The organism is Lipingzhangella halophila (assembly GCF_014203805.1).
GTDB classification, from domain to species: Bacteria; Actinomycetota; Actinomycetes; order Streptosporangiales; family Streptosporangiaceae; genus Lipingzhangella; species Lipingzhangella halophila.
Window position 1 is genome coordinate 66666 of sequence record NZ_JACHJT010000001.1, and the last position, 24233, is coordinate 90898.

20 protein-coding genes are annotated in these 24233 nt (G+C 69.4%); 14 read left to right on the plus strand and 6 right to left on the minus strand.

The window, feature by feature from the left end:
- Position 1 precedes the first annotated feature (1 nt).
- The 11 genes from F4561_RS33530 (at position 2) to F4561_RS00390 (ending at position 16307) form a co-directional block, all read left to right on the plus strand.
- On the plus strand, positions 2 to 2470 hold the full coding sequence (locus F4561_RS33530; RefSeq protein ID WP_312885078.1) for a PH domain-containing protein: 2469 nt from the start codon (positions 2 to 4) through the stop codon (positions 2468 to 2470).
- Between the two features lie 289 nt (positions 2471 to 2759).
- Positions 2760 to 3653 carry a Rossmann-like and DUF2520 domain-containing protein gene (locus F4561_RS00345; protein WP_184573586.1) on the plus strand — a complete coding sequence of 298 codons (894 nt, stop codon included), beginning with the start codon at positions 2760 to 2762 and terminating at the stop codon, positions 3651 to 3653.
- 30 nt (positions 3654 to 3683) lie between these two features.
- Positions 3684 to 4562 (plus strand): pantoate--beta-alanine ligase, encoded by an 879-nt coding sequence (gene panC / locus F4561_RS00350; RefSeq protein ID WP_184573588.1) that lies wholly within the window; start codon positions 3684 to 3686, stop codon positions 4560 to 4562.
- Positions 4563 to 4594: 32 nt separating this feature from the next.
- The gene (locus F4561_RS00355) at positions 4595 to 7204 is read left to right on the plus strand and encodes an L-aspartate oxidase (RefSeq protein ID WP_184573590.1); all 2610 of its coding nucleotides are present in this window, start codon (positions 4595 to 4597) and stop codon (positions 7202 to 7204) included.
- Between the two features lie 66 nt (positions 7205 to 7270).
- Positions 7271 to 8053, plus strand: a complete 783-nt coding sequence (locus tag F4561_RS00360) for a type III pantothenate kinase (protein ID WP_184573592.1) — start codon at positions 7271 to 7273, stop codon at positions 8051 to 8053.
- A 100-nt stretch (positions 8054 to 8153) separates the two neighbouring features.
- The gene (gene lysX, locus F4561_RS00365; protein WP_184573594.1) at positions 8154 to 9656 is read left to right on the plus strand and encodes a bifunctional lysylphosphatidylglycerol synthetase/lysine--tRNA ligase LysX; all 1503 of its coding nucleotides are present in this window, start codon (positions 8154 to 8156) and stop codon (positions 9654 to 9656) included.
- A 751-nt stretch (positions 9657 to 10407) separates the two neighbouring features.
- Positions 10408 to 10650, plus strand: coding sequence for a LuxR C-terminal-related transcriptional regulator (locus F4561_RS00370; protein ID WP_184573596.1), 243 nt, complete (start codon positions 10408 to 10410; stop codon positions 10648 to 10650).
- 107 nt (positions 10651 to 10757) lie between these two features.
- Positions 10758 to 11285 carry an amino-acid N-acetyltransferase gene (locus F4561_RS00375; RefSeq protein WP_184573598.1) on the plus strand — a complete coding sequence of 176 codons (528 nt, stop codon included), beginning with the start codon at positions 10758 to 10760 and terminating at the stop codon, positions 11283 to 11285.
- A gap of 1029 nt (positions 11286 to 12314) precedes the next feature.
- Positions 12315 to 12590, plus strand: coding sequence for a hypothetical protein (locus tag F4561_RS00380; protein ID WP_184584236.1), 276 nt, complete (start codon positions 12315 to 12317; stop codon positions 12588 to 12590).
- 217 nt (positions 12591 to 12807) lie between these two features.
- Positions 12808 to 13143 (plus strand): histone-like nucleoid-structuring protein Lsr2, encoded by a 336-nt coding sequence (locus tag F4561_RS00385; RefSeq protein ID WP_184573600.1) that lies wholly within the window; start codon positions 12808 to 12810, stop codon positions 13141 to 13143.
- A 647-nt stretch (positions 13144 to 13790) separates the two neighbouring features.
- A complete protein-coding gene (locus F4561_RS00390; protein ID WP_184573602.1) occupies positions 13791 to 16307 on the plus strand; it encodes an ATP-dependent Clp protease ATP-binding subunit in 2517 nt (838 codons plus the stop codon).
- Positions 16308 to 16638: 331 nt separating this feature from the next.
- On the opposite strand, the gene F4561_RS00395 is transcribed toward F4561_RS00390, so the two are convergent.
- The 3 genes from F4561_RS00395 to F4561_RS00405 form a co-directional block, all read right to left on the minus strand.
- Positions 16639 to 17169, minus strand: a complete 531-nt coding sequence (locus F4561_RS00395; protein WP_184573604.1) for a DoxX family protein — start codon at positions 17167 to 17169, stop codon at positions 16639 to 16641.
- A gap of 82 nt (positions 17170 to 17251) precedes the next feature.
- Positions 17252 to 17500, minus strand: a complete 249-nt coding sequence (locus F4561_RS00400; protein ID WP_184573607.1) for a hypothetical protein — start codon at positions 17498 to 17500, stop codon at positions 17252 to 17254.
- 61 nt (positions 17501 to 17561) lie between these two features.
- A complete protein-coding gene (locus F4561_RS00405) occupies positions 17562 to 18044 on the minus strand; it encodes a hypothetical protein (protein WP_184573609.1) in 483 nt (160 codons plus the stop codon).
- A gap of 272 nt (positions 18045 to 18316) precedes the next feature.
- On the opposite strand from F4561_RS00405, the gene F4561_RS00410 reads away from it, so the two are divergent.
- Positions 18317 to 19051: a DUF5753 domain-containing protein gene (locus tag F4561_RS00410; protein ID WP_184573611.1), complete on the plus strand. Its 735-nt coding sequence runs from the start codon at positions 18317 to 18319 to the stop codon at positions 19049 to 19051.
- Here F4561_RS00410 and F4561_RS00415 read toward each other — a convergent pair.
- On the minus strand, positions 18991 to 20220 hold the full coding sequence (locus tag F4561_RS00415) for a tetratricopeptide repeat protein (protein ID WP_184573613.1): 1230 nt from the start codon (positions 20218 to 20220) through the stop codon (positions 18991 to 18993). The two genes, F4561_RS00410 and F4561_RS00415, sit on opposite strands and share 61 nt — an antisense overlap.
- A 174-nt stretch (positions 20221 to 20394) precedes the next feature.
- Here F4561_RS00415 and F4561_RS00420 point away from each other — a divergent pair, with 174 nt between their 5' ends.
- Positions 20395 to 21798 carry a hypothetical protein gene (locus F4561_RS00420; protein WP_184573615.1) on the plus strand — a complete coding sequence of 468 codons (1404 nt, stop codon included), beginning with the start codon at positions 20395 to 20397 and terminating at the stop codon, positions 21796 to 21798.
- Between the two features lie 93 nt (positions 21799 to 21891).
- Here the strand turns inward: F4561_RS00420 and F4561_RS00425 are convergent, their stop codons facing one another.
- Complete coding sequence (locus tag F4561_RS00425) at positions 21892 to 22437, minus strand: hypothetical protein (RefSeq protein ID WP_184573617.1); 546 nt, start codon at positions 22435 to 22437, stop codon at positions 21892 to 21894.
- A 73-nt stretch (positions 22438 to 22510) separates the two neighbouring features.
- A complete protein-coding gene (locus tag F4561_RS00430; protein WP_184573619.1) occupies positions 22511 to 23386 on the minus strand; it encodes an iron-sulfur binding domain-containing protein in 876 nt (291 codons plus the stop codon).
- Positions 23387 to 23474: 88 nt separating this feature from the next.
- Here F4561_RS00430 and F4561_RS00435 point away from each other — a divergent pair, with 88 nt between their 5' ends.
- Positions 23475 to 24206 (plus strand): hypothetical protein, encoded by a 732-nt coding sequence (locus tag F4561_RS00435; protein WP_312885080.1) that lies wholly within the window; start codon positions 23475 to 23477, stop codon positions 24204 to 24206.
- Positions 24207 to 24233: the final 27 nt, after the last annotated feature.

The window sequence follows — 24233 nt, forward strand, 5'->3', positions numbered from 1 at the left end:
CGTGAGCGAAGCGAACGAGGATCCGGCTACTGGCGGCCCTCCCGATTCAGCGGTACCGGGGTCCGGCGGTGGCAACGGCGTCGAGGGTGAGACACCCGCCCGCAAGAGTGATGCCTGGTTCGACACCGGGCCGCGCCCCGAGGAGCCCTCTCCGCGGGACGACGAACCCGAGGGCCACGCCGGCGAGCACGAGGACCGGGGGGCGGACGAGTGGTTCGCTGGGCCGGTGTCCGGGGAGGACCTTCCGCCGCTGCGGGAGGTGACCGCTCCGACGGATTCGCACGTCGCCGAGGAGGTGACGGCGCCCGGCGCGGAGTTCGGCTTCGACGACGCGCATGCCGGCCCGCACCACGGGCACGAGCCGGCACGCTACAACGGCGCGGCGGGGAGCGGTGAGCGGTCCGAGCCGGCACCGCGGGGCCACGGCGACCGGGATGGCGCGGTCGGCCACCCGCCCGTGGGAAGCGAGAACGGGCACGCCAGCTCGGGCGAGGGCGGCGGCCCGGAATCGGAGCGGCCGGGGCGCTCCGGAGCGGTGACCCCCCTGTGGCCGCACATTGACGAGGACACGGAGGCCGCCGAGACCGCGCGCCGCGCTGGCCAGAACGGGCACAGCGACGGCCAGAACCGGACCGGCCATGTTGCGGCTCACCCCGCCACACTGGCCCCACCGGCCGCTATGCCCTGGCAGGCGCACTATCCGCCCGGGGCGGGACCGCCCCCACCGGCCGGGTACGCCCCCCAGGCCGTGCCCGGTCCGCCGGCGCACCATCCTCCGGGGTATTACCCGGTGGCTCCCGGACAGCCTCCGCCGCCCGGCGCGCCACCAGGGGGACCCGGTGCGCCTCCGCCGCATGCGGCGCCGTATCCGGGGAGGTCCTGGTCGCCGGGGCAGCCTCCGCCTACTGGGCCGGGGCAGCCCTACGTCGCGCATCCGCCCCCGCCTCCGGGCGCCCAGCCGCCCGGTGCCCAGCCCTACCCGGGCGCCCCGCCGCCCGGTCATCCCTACCCCGGCGCCGCGCCACCCGGTTATCCACCCGGGCCCGGTGGTCCGCCTCCGGGGCCACATCCGCCCGGTAGCCACGTACGATTCCTGCCGCCGTCGCCCGCGGCCACCGGACCGCCACCCCCGCCACCTCCGATGGCGCCGCCACCACCGCCACGGCCCGCGCCCGGCGTCGACATCACGCGGGGCCGGCACCGGGTGCACTGGTCGACAGTGCCGTTCCAGGTGCTCCTGTTCACCGTGGTGTTCCTGGCATTGCCGGGGCTGATACTCATGCAGCTCGGCGTGGTCTGGTTCGGATCGGCCACGCTCGCCGCGATCGCCGGCGCGACCGGCTATTCGGTGCTGTCCTGGCTGCGGTCGTCCTTCGAGCTGAACGACGACCACCTCATCGTGCACATGGGTCTGGTCCGGCAGGTCTCCCGGGAGATCCCGTTGAGCCGGCTGCAGGCTGTGGATGTGGTGCGGCCACTGCTGATGCAGATACTCGGGTTGGCTGAGCTGCGGGTGGAGCTGGCCGGGGGCGACTCCAGCGAAATGAGGCTGCGGTACCTGACGCGCGGGACCGCGGAGCGGCTGCGGGCGTCACTGCTCGCGCACGCGGCCGGGCTCTCGGGCAAGACCCCGGAGGCGCCGGAGTGGCCGTTCTACCGGCTTCCGTTCGGCCTGCTGCTGGGGGCGCTCGCGTTCCGGCTCCCGGTGCTGGGTGCGTTCCTGCTGTTCCTGGTCCTGATGATCACGGGCTTCGCGTTCATGGAGCTCGGCGTGCTCGGCGGTGCGGTACCACTGCTGCTGGGGTTGATGCGGGGCTTCGCCGGCCCGTTGCTGCGGTACACGGACTTCTATTCCTCGCTCTCTCCCGACGGCCTGCGCCTGCGGTTCGGGATCTTCCAGGCACGGATGCAGACGGTGCCGCCGGGCAGAGTGCAGGCGGTCCGCATCGTGGAACCGTTGCTCTGGCGCTTGCTGGGTGTGGCCCGGGTCGAGGCCAACGTCGCGGGATATGTGGGGGAGCGCCAGATGGACTCCTCGACCCTGCTTCCGGTGGTGCCGCGCAGACTGGCGTTCGCCTTGGTGAACGAGCTGTTCCCGGGGACGGACGCCTCGCGTGTGGCATTGCACGGGGCCGCGCGCGCTCGCTCCCGCAACGAGGCGCTGGGCGTCGACGGCGACCTGGTGGTCACCTCGCACGGCCTGCTCTGCCGCGTCATCGAGGTTGTTCCGGAGGCCCGCGTGCAGACGGTACGGCTCACGGCCGGTCCGCTGAGCAGGCGGCGCGGGGTCGGCACCGTGCACGTGGACACCCCGCCGGGCCCGATCAGGGCACACGCGGCCGATCGCGACATCGAGGAGGCGCGGCGGCTGGTGGACGGGATCGTCGAACGCGGGCACGCGGCCCGCATGTCGAGCACCGGCCCGGAGCGCTGGGCGACCCGCAGCGAGCAGACCGCGCCGTCGGGCTGAGCCGCGATACGGCGTCCCGGCGGTGTGCGGGCGCGTGCTCCGGACCTCTTCGCCAGCAATGGCGACCGCCACAGGCGATGTGTGATGGACGTCACTCCCGCGGGGCATGCCGGTGCGGGTGGCGGACCCGCACCAGACGTGCAGCGCCTGGTCACGGTTCGCGCGCACTCCCTCACCGGCCGCGTTGCGGCCGGCCCGGCCAACCCGGCGACCGCAGTCCGCGCCACCCAGCCCGGCCAGTAGGCTTAAACCCGAGACGTCCGGTACCCCGGTGGACTGGAACGAGGACATGGAACCCACGGAAGTCACGCGGCAGCGGCCAGCCCGGTTGGCGGTAGGTGTCATCGGTCCGGGCCGGGTCGGCTCGGTGCTGGGTGCGGCGCTGGAACGCGCCGGGCACCGTGTCGTGGCGGCGTCCGCGGTGTCCGAGGCGTCCCGCGAGCGCGTTGAGCGACGGCTGCCCGACGCCCGCGTCCGTGAGCCCGCGGGGGTGGTTGAGGCGGCCGACCTGGTGCTGCTGACAGTTCCCGATGAGGCCCTGGCGTCGCTGGTCAGTGGTCTTGTGGACACTGGTGTCCCGGTCGAGGGCAAGCTTCTTGTGCACACCAGCGGAAGCCACGGATACGGTGTGCTGTCCAGCGCGACCGCGTTGGGCGCGCTCCCCCTGGCGCTGCATCCGGTCATGACGTTCACGGGGCGCGACGAGGACCTCGACCGCCTCGCTAGTTGCGCCTTCGGGGTAACCGCCCCCGACCCCCTGCGGCCCATCGCCGAGGCGCTTGTCGTGGAGATGGGTGCCGACCCCGTGTGGATTGCCGAGGAGGACCGCGCGCTGTACCACGCCGCGCTCGCGGGGGGAGCGAACCACCTGGTCACGCTGGTTGCCGAGAGCGCAACTCTGCTCGACAAGGCCGGTGTGGACAGCCCCGCGCGACTGCTCGGCCCCCTGCTGGGCGCGGCCCTGGACAACGCTCTGCGCCTGGGGATCGACGGGCTCAGCGGACCGGTGCTGCGCGGGGACGCCGAGACCGTCGCGGGACACATCGCGAAGCTGCGGGCGCACTCCCCGGAGAGCGTGCCGAGCTATGTCGCGCTGGCCCGGCTGACCGCCGGCCGGGCCCTCGACGCCGGCATGCTCAAGCCGCACGACGCGGAGCGCCTGCTGGACGTCCTCCAGGCGTGAGCCGACAATCCCCTTTCCCGGAGGACAGGCATGAACGAGTCGACCGCCACCCCGCGGACCGCCCCACAGGTCGCCCGTACAGCCGAGGAGCTGGCCTCGCTGCGCCCGGAACTGGGCAGGCTGGCTCTGGTGCCGACCATGGGGGCGCTGCACAACGGGCACCGGCGGCTGATCGCCGCGGCGCGGGAACAGGCTGCCGCCGACACGGTCCTGGTCAGCATCTTCGTGAACCCCCTGCAGTTCGGACCGAATGAAGACTTCGACCGTTACCCGCGCGATCTCAGCGCCGACCTGGACGTCTGCGCCGAGGAAGGCGTGAGTGCGGTCTTCGCGCCCACCACCGAGGTGATGTACCCGGGGGAGCAGATCGTCGCGGTGCACCCCGGCCGGATGGGGCAGGTACTCGAAGGCGAGTTCCGGCCAGGCTTCTTCGACGGGGTGCTCACGGTCGTCGCCAAACTGTTCCACCTGGTCCGTCCGGACACGGCGGTGTTCGGGCAGAAGGACGCCCAGCAGCTCGCCCTGGTCCGGCGCATGGTGCGGGACCTGTGCATGCCGGTGTCGATCGTGGCCGCTCCCACCGAGCGCGACCCGGACGGGCTTGCGACATCGAGCCGCAACGCCTATCTGGACGCCAACGAGCGCAAGAGCGCGCTCGCTCTCTCCCAGGCGCTGCTGGCCGGGGCCGACGCCTCCGTCACGGGACCGGTCGGCATCCTCAGCGCCGCCCGATCCGTTCTCGACCGGGCGGCCAGCGCGGATCCGCCCGTCGTTGTGGACTACCTGGCCCTGGTGGACCCGCAGACGTTCACCGAGGTCCCCGGGGACTACCGGGGCGAGGCGGTACTTGCGGTGGCCGCACGCGTGGGGTCGACCCGCCTGATTGATAATGTGCCGCTCACGCTGTGACGGCCAGTGAACGTGACCAAGGAGAGCGTCCGGTGAGCGAGACGACCACCGCGTTACCCAGCCGGCTTGCCGCGCCCGAGCCCGGTTGGGCGGTCGACACCGACGTCGTTGTCGTTGGCTCGGGGATCGCGGGATTGAGCGCGGCCCTGCGGTACACCCAGTACGACCCGCGGGGCAGGGTCGTCCTCGTCACGAAGGACACGATCTCCAACGGTTCCACCCGGTGGGCCCAAGGCGGGATCGCCGCGGCCATCGACCCCTCCGACGCGCCTCTCTCGCACATGGTGGACACCATGGCGGCCGGGGCGGGGATGTGCGACGCCGAGGCCGTGCGGACCCTGGTCAACGAGGGGCCCGACGCCCTGCGTTGGCTCGTGGACCTGGGCACCGCCTTCGACCGGGCCGATGACGGCGCGCTGGCGCTGACCCGCGAGGGCGGCCACCGCGCGGCCCGGATCGCGCACGCCGGCGGTGACGCCACGGGCGCGGAGATCGAGCGGGCCCTGATCGCGGCTGTCCGCGCCGAGCCCCGGATCGAGGTGATCGAGCACGCGTTCGCCCCCGACCTGCTGCTGGGCCCCAACCCGGAGTACGCCACGCGCGGCGCACCGGCCGAACTCCCGCACGCCGTCTGCGGTGTCACGGTGCACGTGATGGGTGAGGGCCAGCGCGACGGCGTCGGGGCGGTGCGCGCCATGGCGGTGGTGCTGGCCACCGGGGGCATGGGGCAGGTGTTCGCCGCCACGACCAACCCGGCCGTGTCCACCGGGGACGGGCTCGCCTTGGCGCTGCGGGCCGGGGCGAGAGTGCGGGACCTGGAGTTCGTGCAGTTCCACCCGACCGTGCTCTGGCTGGGCCCCGAGGCGCGCGGGCAGCAGCCCCTGATCTCCGAGGCGGTGCGCGGCGAGGGTGCCTTCCTGGTCGACAGTTCCGGGCGCCGCTTCATGGAGGGCGAGCACGAGCTGGCCGACCTCGCCCCGCGCGACGTGGTCGCAAAGGCCATCGCCCGGGCCATGGAGTCCACCGGTTCCCCGCACGTCTTCCTCGACGCCCGGCACTTCGGCTCGGACACGTGGCGCACCCGCTTCCCCACGATCCTGGCGAGTTGTGTCGAGCACGGCATCGACCCGGTGCGCGACCTCATCCCCGTGGCACCGGCCGCGCACTACGCGTCCGGTGGTGTCGAGGTCGACCTGCACGGCCAGACTGAACTCCGCGGGCTGTACGCCGTCGGCGAGGTCGCCCGAACGGGGGTGCACGGCGCGAACCGGCTCGCCTCCAACTCGCTGCTGGAAGGGGTGGTCTTCGCCGACCGGATCGCCCGGACCATCGCCGAGGCGCCTCCCGCGCGCACCCGGCCAGCGGAGTTCGACGCGTGCGCCGAACCCGGTCTGGTCGATCCCGCGATCGTGCCGGAGCTGCGGGCCCTCATGTCGAGACACGTCGGGGTGCTGCGCGACGGCGAAGGGCTCGCCGCCGCCACCGGCCGGTTGGCCGAGCTCGCCGGCCGCGCGGGCGCGTCCGTCGAACCGGGCGTTGCCGCCTGGGAGGCCAGCAACATGCTCACCGTCGGGGCCGTTCTGACCCGCGCTGCTACCGAGCGTGCGGAGACGCGCGGCTCGCACTGGCGTGCCGACCACCCGGAGCCGGCAGCAGGGCGGCGCGAGCGCGTCAGTGTCGAGCTGCGCCGCGGTCGGTTGTCGAGCACGCGTATCCCGCACTACGGGCGGGCCAGTCTGCGGTCCGGTCCGGCCATCGCCGTACTGGGCGACGAGATCGGTGTTCCCGCCGCGCGGGCGGTGGTGGAGGCACTGCACGAGGACGTGGCGTTCGGGCCCGGGCAGCGTCCGCTTCCCTTGGGCGCGGGCGTCGACATCACCAGCGTGGCCACCATCCCCGCGAGCCAAATACGCACCGGACACATCGTCGCCCGCGCTGACGGCGTGGTCGCCGGCCTGCCGGTGGCCGAGGAAGCCCTCTGGCGGGTGGCCGAGGGAATCGTCGAGGTGCGGCGCGATGCCGTTGACGGCGACGAGGTCAAGCGCGGCGACGCCCTGCTGACCGTCACCGGCCGCACCCGCGATCTCCTCACCGCCGAGCGCACCGCCCTGAACTTCCTGACCCACCTCTCCGGTATCGCGACCGCTACCCGGAGCTGGGTGGACGCTGTCTCCGGAACCGGGGCGCGGATCCGGGACACCCGCAAGACGCACGCGGGCCTGCGAACCCTGGAAAAGTACGCGGTGCGGTGCGGCGGCGGGGTGAACCACCGGTTCGGGCTCGGTGACGCCGCGCTGATCAAGGACAACCACGTCGTCGCGGCGGGCGGGGTCGCCGAAGCCGTCCGCGCGGTGCGCGCGGCCTATCCCGACGTCCCGCTCGAAGTCGAGGTGGACCGCCTCGACCAGATCGAGCCGGCCCTGGCGGCGGGAGCCGGGGAGATCCTGCTGGACAACTTCACGGTGGCAGAGCTGCGCGAGGCCGTGGCGCTGGTCGCGGGCCGCGCCCGGCTTGAGGCCAGCGGAGGCCTGACCCGCACGACCGCCCCCCAGGTCGCGGCCACTGGAGTGGACTACCTCGCGGTCGGGGCCCTGACCCACTCCAGCCCGGCGCTGGACATCGCGTTCGATCTGCGCGTGTGACCGCGCAACCAAACCGCACCAGCCTAATGAAACCGACCTCCCAGACAACCGCGAAAAGGGGCCCCGATGCTGCTCGCGATCGATGTGGGCAACTCGCAAACGGTTCTCGGCCTGTTCGATGGCGACCACCTGCTGGAGCACTGGCGGGTCGGTACGGACTACCGGCGCACCGCTGACGAGTGGGCCGTGGTGCTGCAGGGGCTCATCGGGAGCAGCTCGCTGCTGGGCCCCAACGACGTCGACGGCCTCGCCCTGTGCTGCTCCGTGCCGACGGTGCAGCTCGAAATGCGGGCGATGTTCCGGCGGCACTACGGCGACGTGTCCGCTGTCATCGTGGAGCCGGGCGTGAAGACCGGTGTGCCGATCCGGATGGACAACCCCAAGGAGGTCGGCAGCGACCGGATCATCAACGCGCTCGCCGCGGTGCGGCTCTACGGGGGCCCCAGCGTCGTCGTGGACTTCGGCACCGCGACCACCTTCGACGCGGTGAGCGGTCGGGGCGAGTACGTGGGGGGCGCGATTTCCCCCGGGATCGACATCTCGGTGGAGGCGCTGTCGCGGCGTGGCGCGCAGTTGCACATGGTGGAGATCGCCAAGCCGCGGTCGGTTGTGGCGAAGAACACCACCGAGGCGCTGCGTTCCGGAATCGTCTACGGGTTCGCCGGCCAGGTCGACGGGATCGTGGACCGCATGGTCCAGGAGCTCACCGACGACGCCGACGAGATCACCGTGGTGGCCACCGGCGGGCTCGCCCCACTGGTGGTCGACGAGTGCGAGACGGTCGACGTGCACGAACCCTGGCTGACCCTCATCGGGCTGCGCCTGGTCTTCGAGCGCAACGCCGAGTAGGGCGCTCCCGCGCGAACCGGGGCTGTCGCGGTGCGCTGGCCGGTGCCGCCGCTTCCCGGAGTATTCGGGGCACTCGGTCGGGCCCGATAGGGTCGTGCTCGTGAGTGATGTGGTGGACGACTCCTATGACGACCTGCCGGAACAGATGCGTGTCCGGCGCGAGAAGCTGGACCGGCTGCGGGAGCAGGGGACGGATCCGTTCCCGGCGACTTTCGGCCGCACCACCTCCATCGCGGCGGTGCGCGAGAAACACGCCGACCTGCCCGCTGACACCGGCACGGGCGAGCGGGTCGGAATCACCGGGCGGGTCATGCTGTACCGCACCGGTGGCAAGCTGTGCTTCGCCACCATCCGCGACGGCTCCGCGAACATCCAGATCATGCTGTCGCTGGACAAGCTCGGCGCGGAGTCGCTGGCGGCGTGGAAGAGCGACATCGACCTGGGCGACCATGTCGGCATCGAGGGCGAGGTCATCACGTCCCGGCGCGGTGAGCTGTCGATCATGGCCGATGACTGGACACTCACGGCCAAGTGCCTGCGCCCGCTTCCGGAGAAGCACAAGGGGCTGAGCGACCCCGAGGCGCGGGTCCGGCAGCGCTACGTCGACCTTCTGGTCAACGCCGAGTCCCGCGAGATGGTGCGGCGGCGCTCGGCCGCCATCAAGGCCCTGCGCGACGGGTTGGACGAGCGCGGCTACACCGAGGTCGAGACCCCGATGCTGCAGCAGGTGCACGGCGGGGCGACCGCACGGCCGTTCACGACCCACATCAACGCCTACAACCTCGACCTGTACCTGCGTATCGCGCCGGAGTTGTACCTCAAGCGCCTGGTCGTGGGCGGGATCGAGCGGGTCTTCGAGATCAACCGGAACTTCCGCAACGAGGGGGCGGACTCCACGCACAACCCCGAGTTCACGATGCTGGAGTTCTACCAGGCTTATGCCGACTACACCGACATGGCCGACCTCACCCGGGAGCTGATCCAGCACGCGGCCGTGGCCGCCTTCGGCTCCACGGTCGTGCCGCGCGGCGAGGACGAGGACGAGCTCGACATCGGCGGCCAGTGGCCCCGGATCACGCTGTACGGCGCGGTCTCGCGGGCACTCGGTGAGGAGGTCACCCCGCGCACGCCACTTGAGCGGGTACGCAAGCTGGCCGAGTCCCGCCACATCGAGTGGAGCCCCGACTGGGGGCAGGGCAAGCTGGTCGAGCACCTCTTCGAGGAACTGGTCGAGCACACGCTGACCCAGCCGACCTTCGTCACGGACTTCCCGCTGGAGACGAGCCCGCTGACCCGCCAGCACCGCGAGGACCCGCTGCTGACCGAGAAGTGGGACCTCATCGGGTTCGGCATGGAACTGGGTACCGGCTACTCCGAGCTTGTCGACCCCGTCGAGCAACGCCGCCGGCTCACCGAGCAGTCCCTGCTGGCCGCCGGCGGCGACACCGAGGCCATGCAGCTCGACGAGGACTTCCTGCGCGCGCTGGAGTACGGGATGCCCCCCACCGGCGGCGTGGGTGTCGGAATCGACCGGTTGCTGATGGCCTTTACCGGAAAGAACATTCGGGAAACCGTTCTCTTCCCATTGGTACGTCCGGACTGATCCGGGCCCATATTGTCTCAAGTGATGTGGCGCGGGAAGCGGGCGGTGTGGCGCGGGACACACCGAGGTGCCCCGCGGTTGTCCCGTCGCGGGTAAAATCCCTGGGTACTTGGGCTGTCTCAAGGGTCACTTTCCGAATACTCTTCGGACTAGCCCGCCGTGCACTTCGCCAATTTGGTGAAGATTATTTTCGCAGGTCAGTGCGCATGCTGTAGGTTCTTGTTCCAAGCACTCGTTACGCTATGTATAAGTTCGTGTTCATAGAGTGAACAAACCGACCTTGACGACCTGATCTGCTCCGCTTAGCGTTTCGAAACAAGCGGAGATTTCCGCGTGTTAGCCGTAGTGGATCGAAAGACGGTAAGTAAGGACAGCCGAACACTGCTTCGGCGGTGGTGACTGTCCTTTGCCGTGTGCGCCATTGCGGTGGCCTGTCCGTCCCAGGTCGCCGCGACCGGGCCCCGGATCCTCGCCGGCGCCGGATTTTCGTTTCTTGCCAGGGGAACGGAAAGGCGGTGGCCGGCATCGTAATCCGGGGAACATCCCAGCGCGCGTGCCAAGAGGTGATGACCTCTGCTTGCCCGAGGTCTCTCTGCGGCGACGAGTCGATGTTCCGCGCTCACCACGGATGAGGGAGGACGGAGTGGAACAGGCCACACTCGTACGTCGTGCCGTCAAGGAACCAGGAATCACTCCTCTGCGCGAGGGTGTTAAGGAACCCGCGATCACGTCGCCCGTGCGGGAAGGGGGAATGACCCATGTTTCCCCGCCGCCACCGCGCGACGGGTACCCCAACGTCACGGTGGACCTGGCCGATGACGAACTCCAACTGCTAGCGGAGATCGCCACGGGTGTCACCACGGACGTCGCCGCGCGGCGGTTGGAGCTCAGCGCACGCACGCTACGCCGCAGGCTTCGCGCTATCTGCGACCAGCTCGGGGTGAACACCCCGATCGAGGCTGTCGTGTGGGCCGCGCGCAGGCAGCTCATCTGACAACCGCCCGAGCATAATCGGCCGTTCCGTTCAGGAGCCCCCGCCTGAACGGGGCGGCCTTTCGATTACGCCGTGCGCTTCCGCGGACGAGTAACCTGGATCCGGTCATGCCGATCACTCAGGTAACCGTCCGCCGCGCGCGGACCCGCGATGTCGTTCATATCCGCCGCCTCATGGACGAGTTCAGTTCAGACCGGCGCGTGCTCTCCAAGAGCACAGTCAGCCTCTATGAGGACGTCCAGGAGTTCTGGGTGGCGGAGGCCGGCGACGATGCCGAAGGCACCGTAGTCGGCTGCGGCGCCCTCCACGTCCTTTGGGAGGATCTCGCCGAAGTACGAACGGTCGTCGTCGACCCGGTCGTTCAAGGGCGCGGTGTCGGACACCGCATTGTCGACGACCTTCTCTCCGCGGCCCGAGAACTGGGAGTGCGCCGGGTGTTCTGCCTGACGTTCGAGACCCACTTCTTCAGCCGGCACGGCTTCCAACCCATCCAGGGAACGCCCGTGTCCCAGCGCGTTTACGAGGAGCTCTTGCGCTCCTATGACGAGGGGGTGGCGGAATTTTTGGACCTGGAACGCGTCAAGCCCAACACCCTGGGCAATACCCGGATGCTGTTGCACCTTGAGGCCGCCTGATGAGCGGCGGCGGTCGCGGTACGGCGGCAAAGTGAACGCTGTTCCTCGCGAAAGCCCTTCTGCGTGGCGGATCCCGGCCACCGCGGCGCCGCGGATTTGCGCCCCCGCCCGGCGATAGCCATGCCGAACGCGTGGTCCGCCGGCGAACTGTGCCAATGATGTACCATTTGCGAGTCTTCAGGGCATTTACCGTGGTGAAGATCTTCGTCGCGGACATCAACGCCGGAAGTTGTTGCCGCAGGCGGGACACGAAGGCGTCCGGCACGATTTCGCGCTCGTGGACAGAACGGCCGGGCCCGGGGCGCGGCAGATTGGAGTGCGACTCTCGCGCCAGATGGGGTGAGTGAAATCACGAGACTCGTGGTGTCGCCGTAGTTGTCCACGGGTGGCCGGACGGCGTGTGCGAGGTAGCAATCCGCACGGGCCGGTCCAACCCTCGGATATCCGGACCCGCGCGGAACTCTGCGTGGAAGGGCCCCAATGCTCCTGGGACTAACCCCCGGAAGTCGGGTAGCGGCGACGTGGCACATGCCGGTCTTGATGCGAAGAGGTGCAACGATCCCGCAACTCATGGGTGTCCTTAGGTGCATATGGACACCGATGCGGGCGGCGTGCATAAGGATGGGTAATCTGTGATTGTGCGGAGAACATGCTGGACGCCCTCTCGGGTCGGTTCCTGGGCTTGAGTGCGGAGTCGGTCGGATATACCTGTTCCTACCGGGTGGGAGAGCAAGTCGTTTGCGCTCGGCTACGAAGCGTTGTCCTTTCCCGGCTGATTGGACCAGAAACCCTGGCGTTAGGGGCTTCGCGAAGTCCCGGGACGACCGGGCCGCACTGGCGCTCCGGTTTTGTGGGGCGGCCGAATGCTGTTCCTCTCGAGGAGGCGGCCTATCGGGTCTCGTATGGTGTCTATGATGTCCCAAGACCACGGTCGTGAAGGGGCGCGCGATCAAGAACGAGCGAGACCGCCGCACCCCTGCGTGGGGTAATTGCTGCATAAAGTAACAACAAGGAAGGGGTGTGCGTTCGATGGGCGACGTTTTGTCGGCGCTGCTCCCGCCTGCTGTTGTCGCCACGGTCTTCTGTACGTTCATCATCAAGCTACTTCGCAAGGAGATGGCGCCCAGAACGTCGGACGGACGGCTCCTCAAGGAGGTGGACGAACCATCGAGTGCGGACACCGCCGAGGCCGAAACCGTGTCCCAGGCGAACGCTGGTCCGGCGACGACGGAAGACGGGGCAAACGGTGCGGAGAGTCCTTCGGCGGAAGTTCCCGACCGTGAGCCCGGTCCCGACGATCGCTAACCCGCAACGCGGGAATGAGACGCTCCGCCCGAGCGTTAACGAGATCTGGCCGGTGGCCCATGGTGGGTTGCGGTCTAAGGTGGGAGCGGGGAGCTTTCGGATGGTGGGGGCCGGTTAGCCCGGGATGATTTTGCCGCGTTGGGAATTGTCTTTCGGCTGCACTCCCGATAGCTTTATATTTAGGTGCCCCGCACCACTATGTGAAAGGTCTGTATCCATGGCACAAAAGGTTCAAGTGCTTCTCGTCGACGATCTCGACGGCGGAGAGGCAGAGGAGACCGTTTCGTTCGGGGTAGACGGAACCTCTTACGAAATCGATCTCAGCGCCAACAATGCGTCCAAGCTCCGCGACGCGCTGGCGCCGTACGTTGAGGTAGCACGGAAGGCGCCGCAGAAGACCGCTGGCCGCGGCAAGCGGCAGCAGCGCAGCGCTCCCAGCCGCGAGCGCAGCGCGGAGATCCGCGCCTGGGCGAAGGCCGCGGGAAAGCAGGTCAACGAGCGTGGCCGCATCCCGGCCGCCATCGTCGCCGAGTACGAGGCTGCCCAGCGCTGAGTGTGCGTTCCACGCGGTGCTCCCGGCGGTGTGCGACCGCGGGGCGCATCGGAGGTGGACGCGTGCTCTTCGCCGGGCGCCGCCTCGGTACGAGGCGGGCAGGGCGATTCCCTGCATGGTTTCGCGGGGTTCTCGGACGAGGGAGGCTCCCGCGAGATCATGCGTCCCCAGAGCCTCCACAGATTGCCCTGCTGTCGGCGCTGCGGGCCTGCGGCCGACCGCCCTGGCCGGGTGACGCGCGTCCCATAAACCAGCCGAGCCGAACGGGCCTCGAAGTCTCGAATCCCGTTGAGGTGCGTTCGCTCAGAGCAAACCGCCCGACCCGGTGGCAAAGCACGGCCCGTGTGCCCTCGCGATTGAGGGATGCACGGGCCGTTCGCTTGCGGCGTAGTTGGAACACCGAAGGCCCGATAGGTAGTTGGATGTGGGTGAACGCCCTATCGTCGGGGAAAGTCTCTTGCACGGACGGCCAGCGGAATGGTCGGCGTGTGGGATGTGTTCGTCGGGTCAGTCCGCAGAGCCGGGCGGCTTGGTGGACGGGTGCGGTAGCGCTCTCCAGGGCTTCTCCCCCTGAAGGGCCGTAATGCGGAAAAGTGAGGGTCGGAACTTCCGTCCCTGCCTGACCGCTCTGTGAGGAGCGACGAGACATGTTCGAGAGGTTTACCGACCGCGCACGGCGCGTGGTGGTCCTGGCACAAGAAGAGGCCAGGATGCTCAACCACAACTACATTGGTACGGAGCACATCCTGCTCGGCCTCATCCATGAGGGAGAGGGCGTCGCTGCGAAGGCTCTGGAGAGCCTGGGAATCAGCCTCGAAGCGGTTCGGCAGCAGGTAGAGGAGATCATCGGTCAGGGCCAGCAGGCGCCGTCCGGTCACATCCCCTTTACACCGCGCGCGAAGAAGGTTCTGGAGCTGTCTCTCCGGGAGGCTTTGCAGCTTGGGCACAACTACATCGGTACGGAGCACATTCTCCTTGGCCTCATCCGTGAGGGCGAGGGTGTCGCCGCTCAGGTGCTGGTGAAGCTGGGTGCCGATCTCAACCGGGTGCGCCAGCAGGTCATCCAGTTGCTGCACGGCTACCAGGGCAAGGAGCCGCAGGCCACAGGCGCGTCGTCGGAGCAAACCCCGTCCACTTCGCTGGTCCTGGACCAGTTCGGCCGCAACTTGACCCAAGCCGCCCGCGAGAGCAAGCTCGACCCGGTCATCGGCCGCGATACCGAGATCGAGCGCGTGATGCAGGTGCTGTCGCGCCGGACCAAGAACAACCCGGTTCTGATCGGCGAGCCCGGGGTCGGCAAGACCGCGGTCGTCGAGGGCCTGGCGCAGAAGATCGTCAAGGGCGAGATTCCCGAGACGCTCAAGGAAAAGCAGCTCTACACGCTGGACCTGGGCGCGCTGGTCGCTGGCAGCCGGTACCGGGGTGACTTCGAGGAACGCCTGAAGAAGGTGCTCAAGGAGATCCGCACCCGCGGCGACATCATCCTGTTCATCGACGAGCTGCACACGCTGGTCGGTGCGGGAGCGGCCGAGGGTGCCATCGACGCCGCGTCGATCCTGAAGCCCATGCTGGCCCGCGGCGAGCTGCAGACCATCGGGGCGACCACGCTGGACGAGTACCGGAAGCACCTGGAGAAGGACGCCGCGCTGGAGCGCCGGTTCCAGCCGATCCAGGTCGACGAGCCCACCATCTCGCACTCGATCGAGATCCTGAAGGGCCTGCGCGACCGCTACGAGGCGCACCACCGGGTGTCCATCACCGACAGCGCGCTGGTCGCCGCCGCGCAACTGTCCGACCGCTACATCAGCGACCGGTTCCTGCCGGACAAGGCGATCGACCTGATCGACGAGGCGGGCTCGCGCATGCGGATCCGCCGCATGACCGCACCGCCGGACCTTCGCGAGTACGACGACAAGATCGCCGGTGTGCGGCACGACAAGGAGTCCGCGATCGACGCGCAGGACTTCGAGAAGGCCGCCTCGCTGCGCGATGACGAGAAGCAGCTGCTGTCCAAGAAGGCGCAGCGGGAGAAGGAATGGAAGGCCGGCGACATGGATGTCGTCGCCGAGGTCACCGAGGAGCTCGTCGCCGAGGTCCTCGCCACGGCCACCGGCATCCCGGTCTTCCGGCTCACCGAGGAGGAGAGCTCCCGGCTGCTCCGCATGGAGGAGGAGCTGCACAAGCGGGTCATCGGCCAGGAGGACGCCATCAAGGCGCTGTCCCAGGCGATCCGGCGTACCCGCGCCGGCCTGAAGGACCCCAAGCGCCCGGGTGGTTCGTTCATCTTCGCCGGCCCGTCCGGTGTCGGCAAGACCGAGCTGTCCAAGACGCTGGCGGAGTTCCTGTTCGGCGACGAGGAATCGCTGATCCAGCTCGACATGAGCGAGTTCATGGAGAAGCACACGGTCTCGCGGCTGTTCGGGTCGCCGCCCGGCTACGTCGGCTACGAGGAGGGTGGCCAGCTCACCGAGAAGGTGCGGCGCAAGCCGTTCTCGGTCATCCTCTTCGACGAGATCGAGAAGGCCCACAACGACATCTTCAACTCGCTGTTGCAGGTGCTTGAAGAGGGCCGGCTCACCGATGCCCAGGGTCGCAACGTCGACTTCAAGAACACGGTCATCATCATGACGACCAACCTGGGTACCCGGGACATCTCCAAGGGCCAGGCCATGGGCTTCGCCAAGGAGGACGACGAGCAGACGAACTACGACCGGATGAAGGCCAAGGTCCAGGATGAGCTCAAGCAGCACTTCCGGCCCGAGTTCCTGAACCGTGTCGACGACGTCATCGTCTTCCACCAGCTCACCGAGAAGCAGATCCTCGACATCGTGGACCTGATGGTCTCGGCGCTCGACGAACGGCTCAAGGACCGCGACATGGGTCTGGAGCTGCGTTCCAACGCCAAGAAGGTACTGGCCTCGCGCGGTTACGACTCCGTCCTGGGCGCCCGCCCGCTGCGGCGGACGATCCAGCGGGAGGTCGAGGACCAGCTGTCGGAGAAGATCCTGTTCGGCGAGCTGAAGCCGGGCCAGATCGTGGTCATCGACGCCGAGGGCGAGGGGGCCGACGCCCGGTTCACCTTCCGCGGCGTGCCCAAGCCCGACTCCGTGCCGGACACGCCCGAGGTCGAGGAGACCGCGGGCTCGTCCACCCAGACGGAGTAACCGGCCGAGCCACAACCAACGAGACAACAGCAAATCAGATCAGAGAGGGGCGGCCCGATTGGGCCGCCCCTCTTTTCGTTCCGCCCGGGACCGCCGGGATTCCAGTCGGGGTCACCGGCAGAGTGCGTCACTGGCGCCTGATGTCAGTGACGCGGGGGCGGGACATGGCGTTCTGCGACCGGGCGACCGAGCTGACGAGCCGCCGACCAGGGGCTGATAGCTGTGACGGCCGCGGACATCTTCGCCGCTCCGGGGGAACGCCGCCGAGGAAGCGAGACGGTAGGGCCGTCCGCCTGTTCGAGGCGGGCGGCGGTCGACCGCTTTCGCGGCTTCATCCGGAAGGCCGGGCCGTTTCGGTGCGCGGAGGCTCCGGGGTCCGGGGGGCGGCCGTGGCAGTTCCGGCCTTGCGGGCGACCCACAGCGCGACGGCGATGTAGCCGGCCTGTAGTGGGATTCGTAGCCACAGCGGCGTCGCATCGCCCCCGTTGAACGGCACCTCGGCGACGGCGGCATAGATATTGGCCGGGAGCAGCAGCACTAGGAGAACAGCGAGGCTGATCCCGGCGGCCCTGCGCGTCGCCGCGAGTACCAGTCCGACGGCGCCGGCCAGCTCCAGCACGCCGGTGGCGTAGACAACCGCCCCGGCGAACGGCACGAACGGCGGGACCATGGCGACCATGTCGGCGTGGTTGGGCATGGCCGTGACGCTCTCGGGGACGAAATGGGCGCTGGCGGTCAGGAGAAGCATGGCGGCCAACCCGTATGCCGCACTGGCCGGCCAGGTGGCGAGCCGCTTGGCCCCAAGCGCACCGAGCAGGCGCGCCACCAGCAGGGCGATAACGAGAACGACGAGCGCGGACATGGGTACCCCTTCTTTTTGGATAGCTCTACTATCCAATCATGGATAGTAGAGCTATCCAATAGGGGGTCAAGAAACGGCAGCCTCAGTTGAGGCGGGCGAGAGTGGCCTCGACGTCGCCGGCGCGGGGGGCGCCGAACGAGCGCAGGATGTCCAGCGCCGCGCCGAGACGCTGGCGCGCCCGGTCGGTCTCGCCGAAGGAGACACGCGCCTCTTCAATGCCGGTGAGGGCGATGGCCTCGCTGTCGCGGTCGCGCTCCCACCGCAGCGCCCCGGATTGGCGTAGCGCGACCCCCTCGACCCAGTGGTCGCCGGCCGCCCGGGCCGCGTCCAACGTGGCCGCGCAGTGCTCCAGCGCCGTATCGGTATTGCCGAGCGGCCACTCAACGTCGGCGTCAGAGCACCCGGGCCGGGGTGCGCTCCGCGGTGGCGCTCCTGAGGGAACCGTCGCGGTGGTCGAGGTAGGGGCGGGTGTGCGGGGGCGGGGCGAACTCGGTGAGCGCGAGGTCCAGCGCTTCCAGGTCGTTGGCGGCCAGCACGATTCCTTCGAGGACACGGTGGTGTGCCTGGTAGGGCGCGAACTGGTCCGGCTCGTAGGTGAGTCGCCACCGCGCCCGGTTCCTGCTGTGTACCTGGCAGAACCGCTCGTACTGCGGGATGGCCACCGGCGTGGGGGTAGAGAGGGCATAGGGGTGCGGCCGCTGCGTGTGGCGCAGCAGCCGGGCCAACCGTTCGCTGGGAGCGGGAGGTTTCTGCCGCGCCAATGTGCGTGCGTGCCGCGGCGGAGGTCCCGGCTGGACCAGGAGAAACAGCAGAGCGGCGAATGGGGCGAGCAGAACCTGTACCCATTCGGGGGTTCGCGGGTTACGCTCGGACATGTCATCAGCTCCTTGGGTTCACGCAGTCGGATGTCTGGTGGCCGCGCCCCGGGACGGGTTCAGCCGTCGCCGGGGCTTTTTGGTGCCCTTCCGCTATCAAGAATGACGCCTCCGGGTGGAACCTGCCACCGAAGAGACAGTTTTGGCTCCTTTTGGCTTACCTGTCTCCAAGCTGGCTCCAGAAATGACAACCTGGATCGCATGGCGAACCGGGATCGGGTGCGCTGGAAGCGGTTCGGTGCGGGGCTGTATCGCCTACGCTCCTCAGCAAGGTGGACGCAGCGGCAGTTGGCGGAAGGCTGTCGACGCACTACACGATGATCGGGAAACTCGAACGAGTGGACCGAATCCCACATCGGGAGCAAGTGGAAGAATTGGACACCGCCTTGGAGGCAGGCGGTGTCTTGAGTCGCCTGTGGAAAGAGCTGACCAACCAGCGCCACGTGCCTTCCTGGTTCAGGGACGCGCTGGCGCTGGAACAGCAGGCGACCGGGATCAGGGCGTATGAGGCGATTCGGATCCCAGGGCTGTCGCAGACGGCGGACTACGCGCGGTCGATGATCAGGGAAGGCCGGATCACAGCGCGCCCCGAAGAGATCGATCGGGTTGTCGAGACCCGGACCAATCGGCTCCCGACCATCCGGAGAAACCACGTCGCGCTGTGGTTCGTGGCCAAGGAGCCGGCGCTCCCCGATGTTGTGGGTGACGAGACGGTTATGCGGGAGCAGCTCCGGCATAACCTAAGCCTCGTGGAGGACGGCGCGATCCGGGTGCAGATTCTGCCGGCGGTCCGGGCGAGCATCGGGATGCGCGAACCCTTCCGGGTGATGGGGTTGAGCGCGCCACCGGGCACCGTGCGGCGGGGTTCCTGCCGGTGCCGGTGTCGGAGTGGTCGGCGTTCCTGGCCGGCCTCAAGCGCGACCGCCTGTAGCTCCCTCTCGCTCCGTCAGGATTCCTTCGCTCCCATGTCGGCCAGGCCCTTGGCCGCCTCGTCCCGGATCTCCTGAACGGTCAGGTCCGCCGACGGGTTCTGCGCGTCGCACGCCCCGACGACGGCACGGTACTCGGCGGCGGCTTCCTCGGCGCGGCCGGCGGCGTGCAGCACTTCGCCGAGGCTGTTTCGTGCGCTGAGCGTGTAGGGGTGTCTCGCGCCCATACGGTGAGTCCGTTGTGTGACGTCCTCTTCGCGCTGGACGACCGCGTCGTCGTAGCGGCCGGCGCCGCAGTAGACGTCCACCAGGTTGTCCCGGATGAGATCAGTGGTCAGTGAACCTGTCTTGGCCCGCGCGGCGGCCGCTACCGTCTCCTCAAGCAGTGTGACGGCCTCGTCGGTCCGCCCGGCGGCGCGGTAGGTCAGAGCGAGGTCGCTGCGCGAGGTCAGGACGTCGTTGTGCTCGTGGTCGAGTTCGCGCAGCCGGTGGTCGAGGACGGCCTCGTGGATGGCGATCGCTTCGGCCGTGTTGCCGGAGTTCCGCTGGGCCCGGCCGAGGTCGGCGCGGAGCTGGGAAGTGCTGAGGTGCTCGGGGCCGAGGATCCGTTCGGTTTCGGCGAGCAGGTCACGCCAGTAGGCGAGCTCCCGCTCGCGGTCCCCGAGCTCGCGAAGGTAGTACCCCTGCTGGAACAGCACGCGATGGGCCTCCGGCCGCCACAGGACCTCGCCGGCGGTCGCGACCAGGGTGTCCGTGTTCGCGATAACCAGCTGTTCTGCCTCGGCACCGAACCGCTGCTGTCCGGCCTCGTACGCCTCCTCGTCGAGCATGATCCAGTAGTCGACGAGCATGTCGGCCGCGATCCGCGCCACCCGCTGGAACGCCTCGTAGTCCAGGGATGCCAGGACGGAGCCGCGGGTCTCGCGGCTGATCCGCGCCGCACCCTCCGTTCCGGCGTGGAGGAGCCCGGTCTTCTCCAGCTGGTCGCGCGCGGACTGTTCCGGGGCCCCGAGAGTCCCTCCGCTTCCGACTCCCAACCATCGCGCCAAACGGCGCAGCGGGCCGGCGTCGGTGTCGCGCCACGGTGCGCTCCGAACATGGTCGAGGGCGAAATAGCTGCCATAAGCAACCTCGTACGGAAACCCGTCGGGGTCGAGCATGGCGAACAACTCCAGCAGCGCGCGTGCGTAGCTGTGCTGGGGAGGAAGGTCCGGCCCCCCGTTGGTGGGCGGTGCGGCATCACTCATGCTCATTCGCTCCCAGGGGTACGGGGTGGCTCGCGGCTCTAATCGTGGCACGGCCCGGCGGCTGGTACCGCCGCGACGGAAGACCCCCGGCTCCGGCGTCCGAGAAGGAACCAAAGGCGGCCGTAGGGTGTCCCAGGTATGCGACCGAAGACGCAACAGAGCTGAGGGAGGGCCATGCAGCCGCTTGAGGTCGTGGTTCTCGTGGGAATCGCGGTGCTGGCAGTCGGGGGTGGCCTGGCCCACTGGGGCCGCGCGGTGCTCGTGACCCGCAAGAGGCGTGGCCGGCTGCTCGCCCGGTTCGACGAGGTCGCGGGGGAGATCGACACGATCGCCCTGCAGATGGACGAGGCCGTGCGGACCCTGCGCCGCGATGTCGAACTCGTGCGGGGCGCCTTCGCCCCGGAGGAGGTCCCAGAGGTTCTGGGATCGTGCGAGGAGCGTCTCACGGAGGCCGACGAGTTGCTCCGCCAGCGGTCCGAGCTGAGCGGGGACACCGGAGAGAGCCTGTCCGGCCGGAGTTCCGACGAGATCGTCCGCGTGGTCGACTCCTGGCGGGAGCTGGAACGGGCCGTCCAGGAACTGCTTCCGCAGTTGCGGGCCGAGGAGGAACGCCTGTCCGCGGCCCTCTCCCTCGGTGAGCGCGTCACGGCGCAACTGGACCGCGTCCGGCAGCAGATCGACGAGGTGCGCTCGGCCGCCGACACCAGCGCCGCCGACGGGTTCGTGGTGACCACGGAGTCCGAGGTCCTCGATGTCGCCGCCGAGCGCGTCGCTGAGGCGGAGCGGCTGGCCGCCGAGAACCGGCTGCACGCCGCCGACACCTCACTCGCGGAACTGAGCACCGACCTGGCGAAGAGCCGCGAGACGCTGCTGTCGCTCCGGCGGCGGCGCGCGGAACTCACAACGCGGCTCGCCAGCATCCGCGACGCGCTCGGCGCCGCGGACCAGCAGGCGGAGGAGGCCGAGGAGCACCGCGAGACCCTGACCGGGAACTACGCCCCCGGGATCTGGGCGGGCCTCACCGAGACCGTCGAACACGGGCGGTCCCACCTCGACCGGGCCGGGGCGGAGCTCTCCGCCGCCGAGGACGCGCTGGGCAAAGGAGACATCGGGGGCGGCGAGCGCCTGGCCGAGGCGGCCGAATCCGAACTCGGCACCGCCGGCGAGCAGTTCGCGGTGCCGATCGACCGCCTTGCGACCGTGCGCGAGCTGAGCAGGTCGCTTCCCGCCACCAAGGAACAGGTACTCGCCCGGGTTGTGGCGCTGGAACGGAACGTGGCGGCGAACGAGGCCGCGAACCCTATGGCCGACGTGGTCGCGGAGCTGCGGCGGCAGCTCGATTACCTGGACATGACGGTCTACCGGCCCGACTGGCTGCTCTACGAGCGGCGCGTCGCCGAGATCGACGTCCTGGTGACGACGGTGGACGCCGCCCTGAGGCAGAGCGTCGCGGACACCGAACGGCTCCGTGCCGACCTCCAGCAGATGGAGGCCGAGCTGGCCACCGCGCGGCAGGCCCGGGAGAAAGCGGAGAGGGAACTCGCCTGGCACCTCGACCAGCCGTTCCGGAGACGGTGAGGGGCGCCGGACCGGTCCGCAACGTTCCGCTCGGGCCGCCCGGCCCTGGCCAATCGCCACGGCCACCCCCGCAGGAGGCGGCGGCGCGGCGGGTCAGCACTCCAGGGCGAACCCTTCGATCGGGGTGACCTCGTAGCCGGGGTCGTCGTCGGGCAGGCTCTCGTACACGCCCTCCTCGCGGGACAGCCGGTTGATGGTGAACGTGGTCGAGCCCAGGTCGGCCTCGGCCGCGTCCTCGGCCTGGTCGGTACTGACCCCCAGTCTGTACTGGTAGTGCGTCATGGGGTCCGGGATGTAGCCGCGGCCGTCCTCGACCGTCCACGTCTCCCCGTTCCGCAGCTCCACCTCGACGGTCCACCCCGGCCCGGGGTCGGCCAGGTCGACTTCGAGGAGGTTCCCCTCGGGCTCGCTTTCCGGCGTGTACAGCATCTCGTAGACGTCGCCGGTGAGGCCGAGGTGCGCGGGCGCGTGGTCACCGCACCAGGTGATCATGGCCGTGGGAAGCGCGTCCCTGGGTGCGTCCTGGGCGAGCACCCCGACGCGCGCGTTCTGCGCTGAGCAGGAGGTCACCACGAACGAGAGTGCGAGCAGTGCCGCACCTCGGACGGCCAGCCGCGAGTGACGCCGGGGGATGTCCACCAGCGGATTGTATGCCGGGCGAGCCGCCGCCACCGAAGCGGTGGCCGGATCCGGCTATCCGGGCCGGCCCCCGCTACCCCGGCAGCGCGTAGGTGCCGTCCTCGCGCGGATCCACCAGGCCGTCGGCGACCAGGGCGTCGAGGGCGCGCTCGCGCTGGATGGGCTCGTTCCACACCGCGTCGAGCGCGTCCTTGGGCACCGGGCCCTCGGAGTCGCGCAGCACCGCCAGCAGCCTGCCGCGCACCTGGCGGTCGGTACCGGCGTAGGTCTGGGCGCGCCGGGGCGGGCCGTCGTGGGCGGGTTTTCCGGCGAGCCGCCAGGCGCACTGGCTGGCGATGGGGCAGTCCGCGCACGCGGGGGAGCGCGCCGTGCACACCAGGGCGCCCAGCTCCATGATGGCCACCCCCCAGCGCGCGGCAACGGCGGCGTCAGCGGGCAGCAGCGACTCGGCCAGCTCGGTCTCGGACCTGGTCGGGGCCTTGGGTGGGTACTGCACCCCGGTGTGCGCACGCGCCAGCACCCGCCGGACGTTGGTGTCCAGGATCGCGTGCCGCCCGCCGAAGGCGAAGCTGGCCACCGCCGCTGCCGTGTACGCGCCAACGCCCGGCAGGGCGCGCAGCTCCGGGTACGTGCTGGGCACCTCGCCGCCGTGGCGCTCCACGATGGCGCAGGCGCTCGCGTGCAGGTTCAGCGCGCGCCGCGGGTAGCCGAGCCGGTTCCACATGCGCACCGCCTCACCCGGGGGTTCGGCGGCGAGGTCGGCGGGGGCGGGCCAGCGCTGCAGCCACGCCTCCCACGCGGGAAGGACCCGCGCGACGGGCGTCTGCTGCAACATGATCTCGCTGACCAGGATGGACCACGCACTGGCGTCTGATCGGCGCCAGGGAAGGTCTCGGGCGTTCGCCTGGTACCAGGCGAGAAGAGCGGTGCTGTAAGGGTTCTGGTTCATATGAGGGTAAAGAGCGAATCGGCGGGTTGAGTAGGTGTGGGGTCCGCGGAAGCGGAATACTACGCGCATGGCGTCAAGTGCTGGACCCGTGAGTCCCGAGACATACTGGAAGCGGCGTGTCTTCGTACTGGCGGGGTTACTCCTCGTCGTGGCCTTGATCGCTTACGGGTGCAACCAGTTCACCGGGGACGAGGAGCAGTCCGCCAGCGGTGATCCGGACTCCGCACAGGACTCCTCCCCGTCAGCCAGTGTCCCACCCTCCTCGACCCCCACTGACGACCCCAGTCCCGACGACGGGGACACCGACGGCGGCGACGGAGAGGAATCCGGGAGCGACAACGAGGACAGCGGCGACGGCGGCGAGGGCGGAGGAGCTGGCTCCTCCGATGGTGGCGGCGACGCCGTCCCCGCGCCCGAGAAGCCGGGCGACCGGTGCCGGCCACAGGACGTAGTGGTGACCGCCAAGACCGACAAGGAGGACTACGCCTGGGATGAGAAGCCCGAAATCACGATCACCGTGGTCAACACCGCCGACCAGACGTGCACCGTCGACCTCGGGACCAAGAGCATGGAGGTGCGGGTCACCTCCGGTGACGACCGGGTCTTCTCCTCGGCCGACTGTGCTAAGAAAGGCGAGCGGAGTGACAAGCGGGAGCTGAGCCGCGGCATCCCGGAGACCACCACGGTCACCTGGGACCGCAAGCGCTCCTGGAAGGACTGCCGCGACCGCGACGTCAACGCGTCGTCGGGTACCTACGTCGCGAGCCTGCACGGCGACTACACGGGGGGAGCCGAGGAGCAGGTGTTCCGGCTCAACTAGGGGGCGTTGCCGGGCCCCCGCAGGGGC

Excerpts from the sequence above, each read along its gene's own strand:
- F4561_RS00345 (WP_184573586.1), top strand. The coding sequence starts at position 2,760 with ATGGAACCCACGGAAGTCACGCGGCAGCGGCCAGCCCGGTTGGCGGTA.
- panC (WP_184573588.1), top strand. The coding sequence starts at position 3,684 with ATGAACGAGTCGACCGCCACCCCGCGGACCGCCCCACAGGTCGCCCGT.
- F4561_RS00360 (WP_184573592.1), top strand. The coding sequence starts at position 7,271 with ATGCTGCTCGCGATCGATGTGGGCAACTCGCAAACGGTTCTCGGCCTG.
- F4561_RS00370 (WP_184573596.1), top strand. The coding sequence starts at position 10,408 with ATGACCCATGTTTCCCCGCCGCCACCGCGCGACGGGTACCCCAACGTC.
- F4561_RS00375 (WP_184573598.1), top strand. The coding sequence starts at position 10,758 with ATGCCGATCACTCAGGTAACCGTCCGCCGCGCGCGGACCCGCGATGTC.
- F4561_RS00380 (WP_184584236.1), top strand. The coding sequence starts at position 12,315 with ATGGGCGACGTTTTGTCGGCGCTGCTCCCGCCTGCTGTTGTCGCCACG.
- F4561_RS00385 (WP_184573600.1), top strand. The coding sequence starts at position 12,808 with ATGGCACAAAAGGTTCAAGTGCTTCTCGTCGACGATCTCGACGGCGGA.
- F4561_RS00390 (WP_184573602.1), top strand. The coding sequence starts at position 13,791 with ATGTTCGAGAGGTTTACCGACCGCGCACGGCGCGTGGTGGTCCTGGCA.
- F4561_RS00395 (WP_184573604.1), bottom strand. The coding sequence starts at position 17,169 with ATGTCCGCGCTCGTCGTTCTCGTTATCGCCCTGCTGGTGGCGCGCCTG.
- F4561_RS00405 (WP_184573609.1), bottom strand. The coding sequence starts at position 18,044 with ATGTCCGAGCGTAACCCGCGAACCCCCGAATGGGTACAGGTTCTGCTC.
- F4561_RS00415 (WP_184573613.1), bottom strand. The coding sequence starts at position 20,220 with ATGAGTGATGCCGCACCGCCCACCAACGGGGGGCCGGACCTTCCTCCC.
- F4561_RS00420 (WP_184573615.1), top strand. The coding sequence starts at position 20,395 with ATGCAGCCGCTTGAGGTCGTGGTTCTCGTGGGAATCGCGGTGCTGGCA.
- F4561_RS00430 (WP_184573619.1), bottom strand. The coding sequence starts at position 23,386 with ATGAACCAGAACCCTTACAGCACCGCTCTTCTCGCCTGGTACCAGGCG.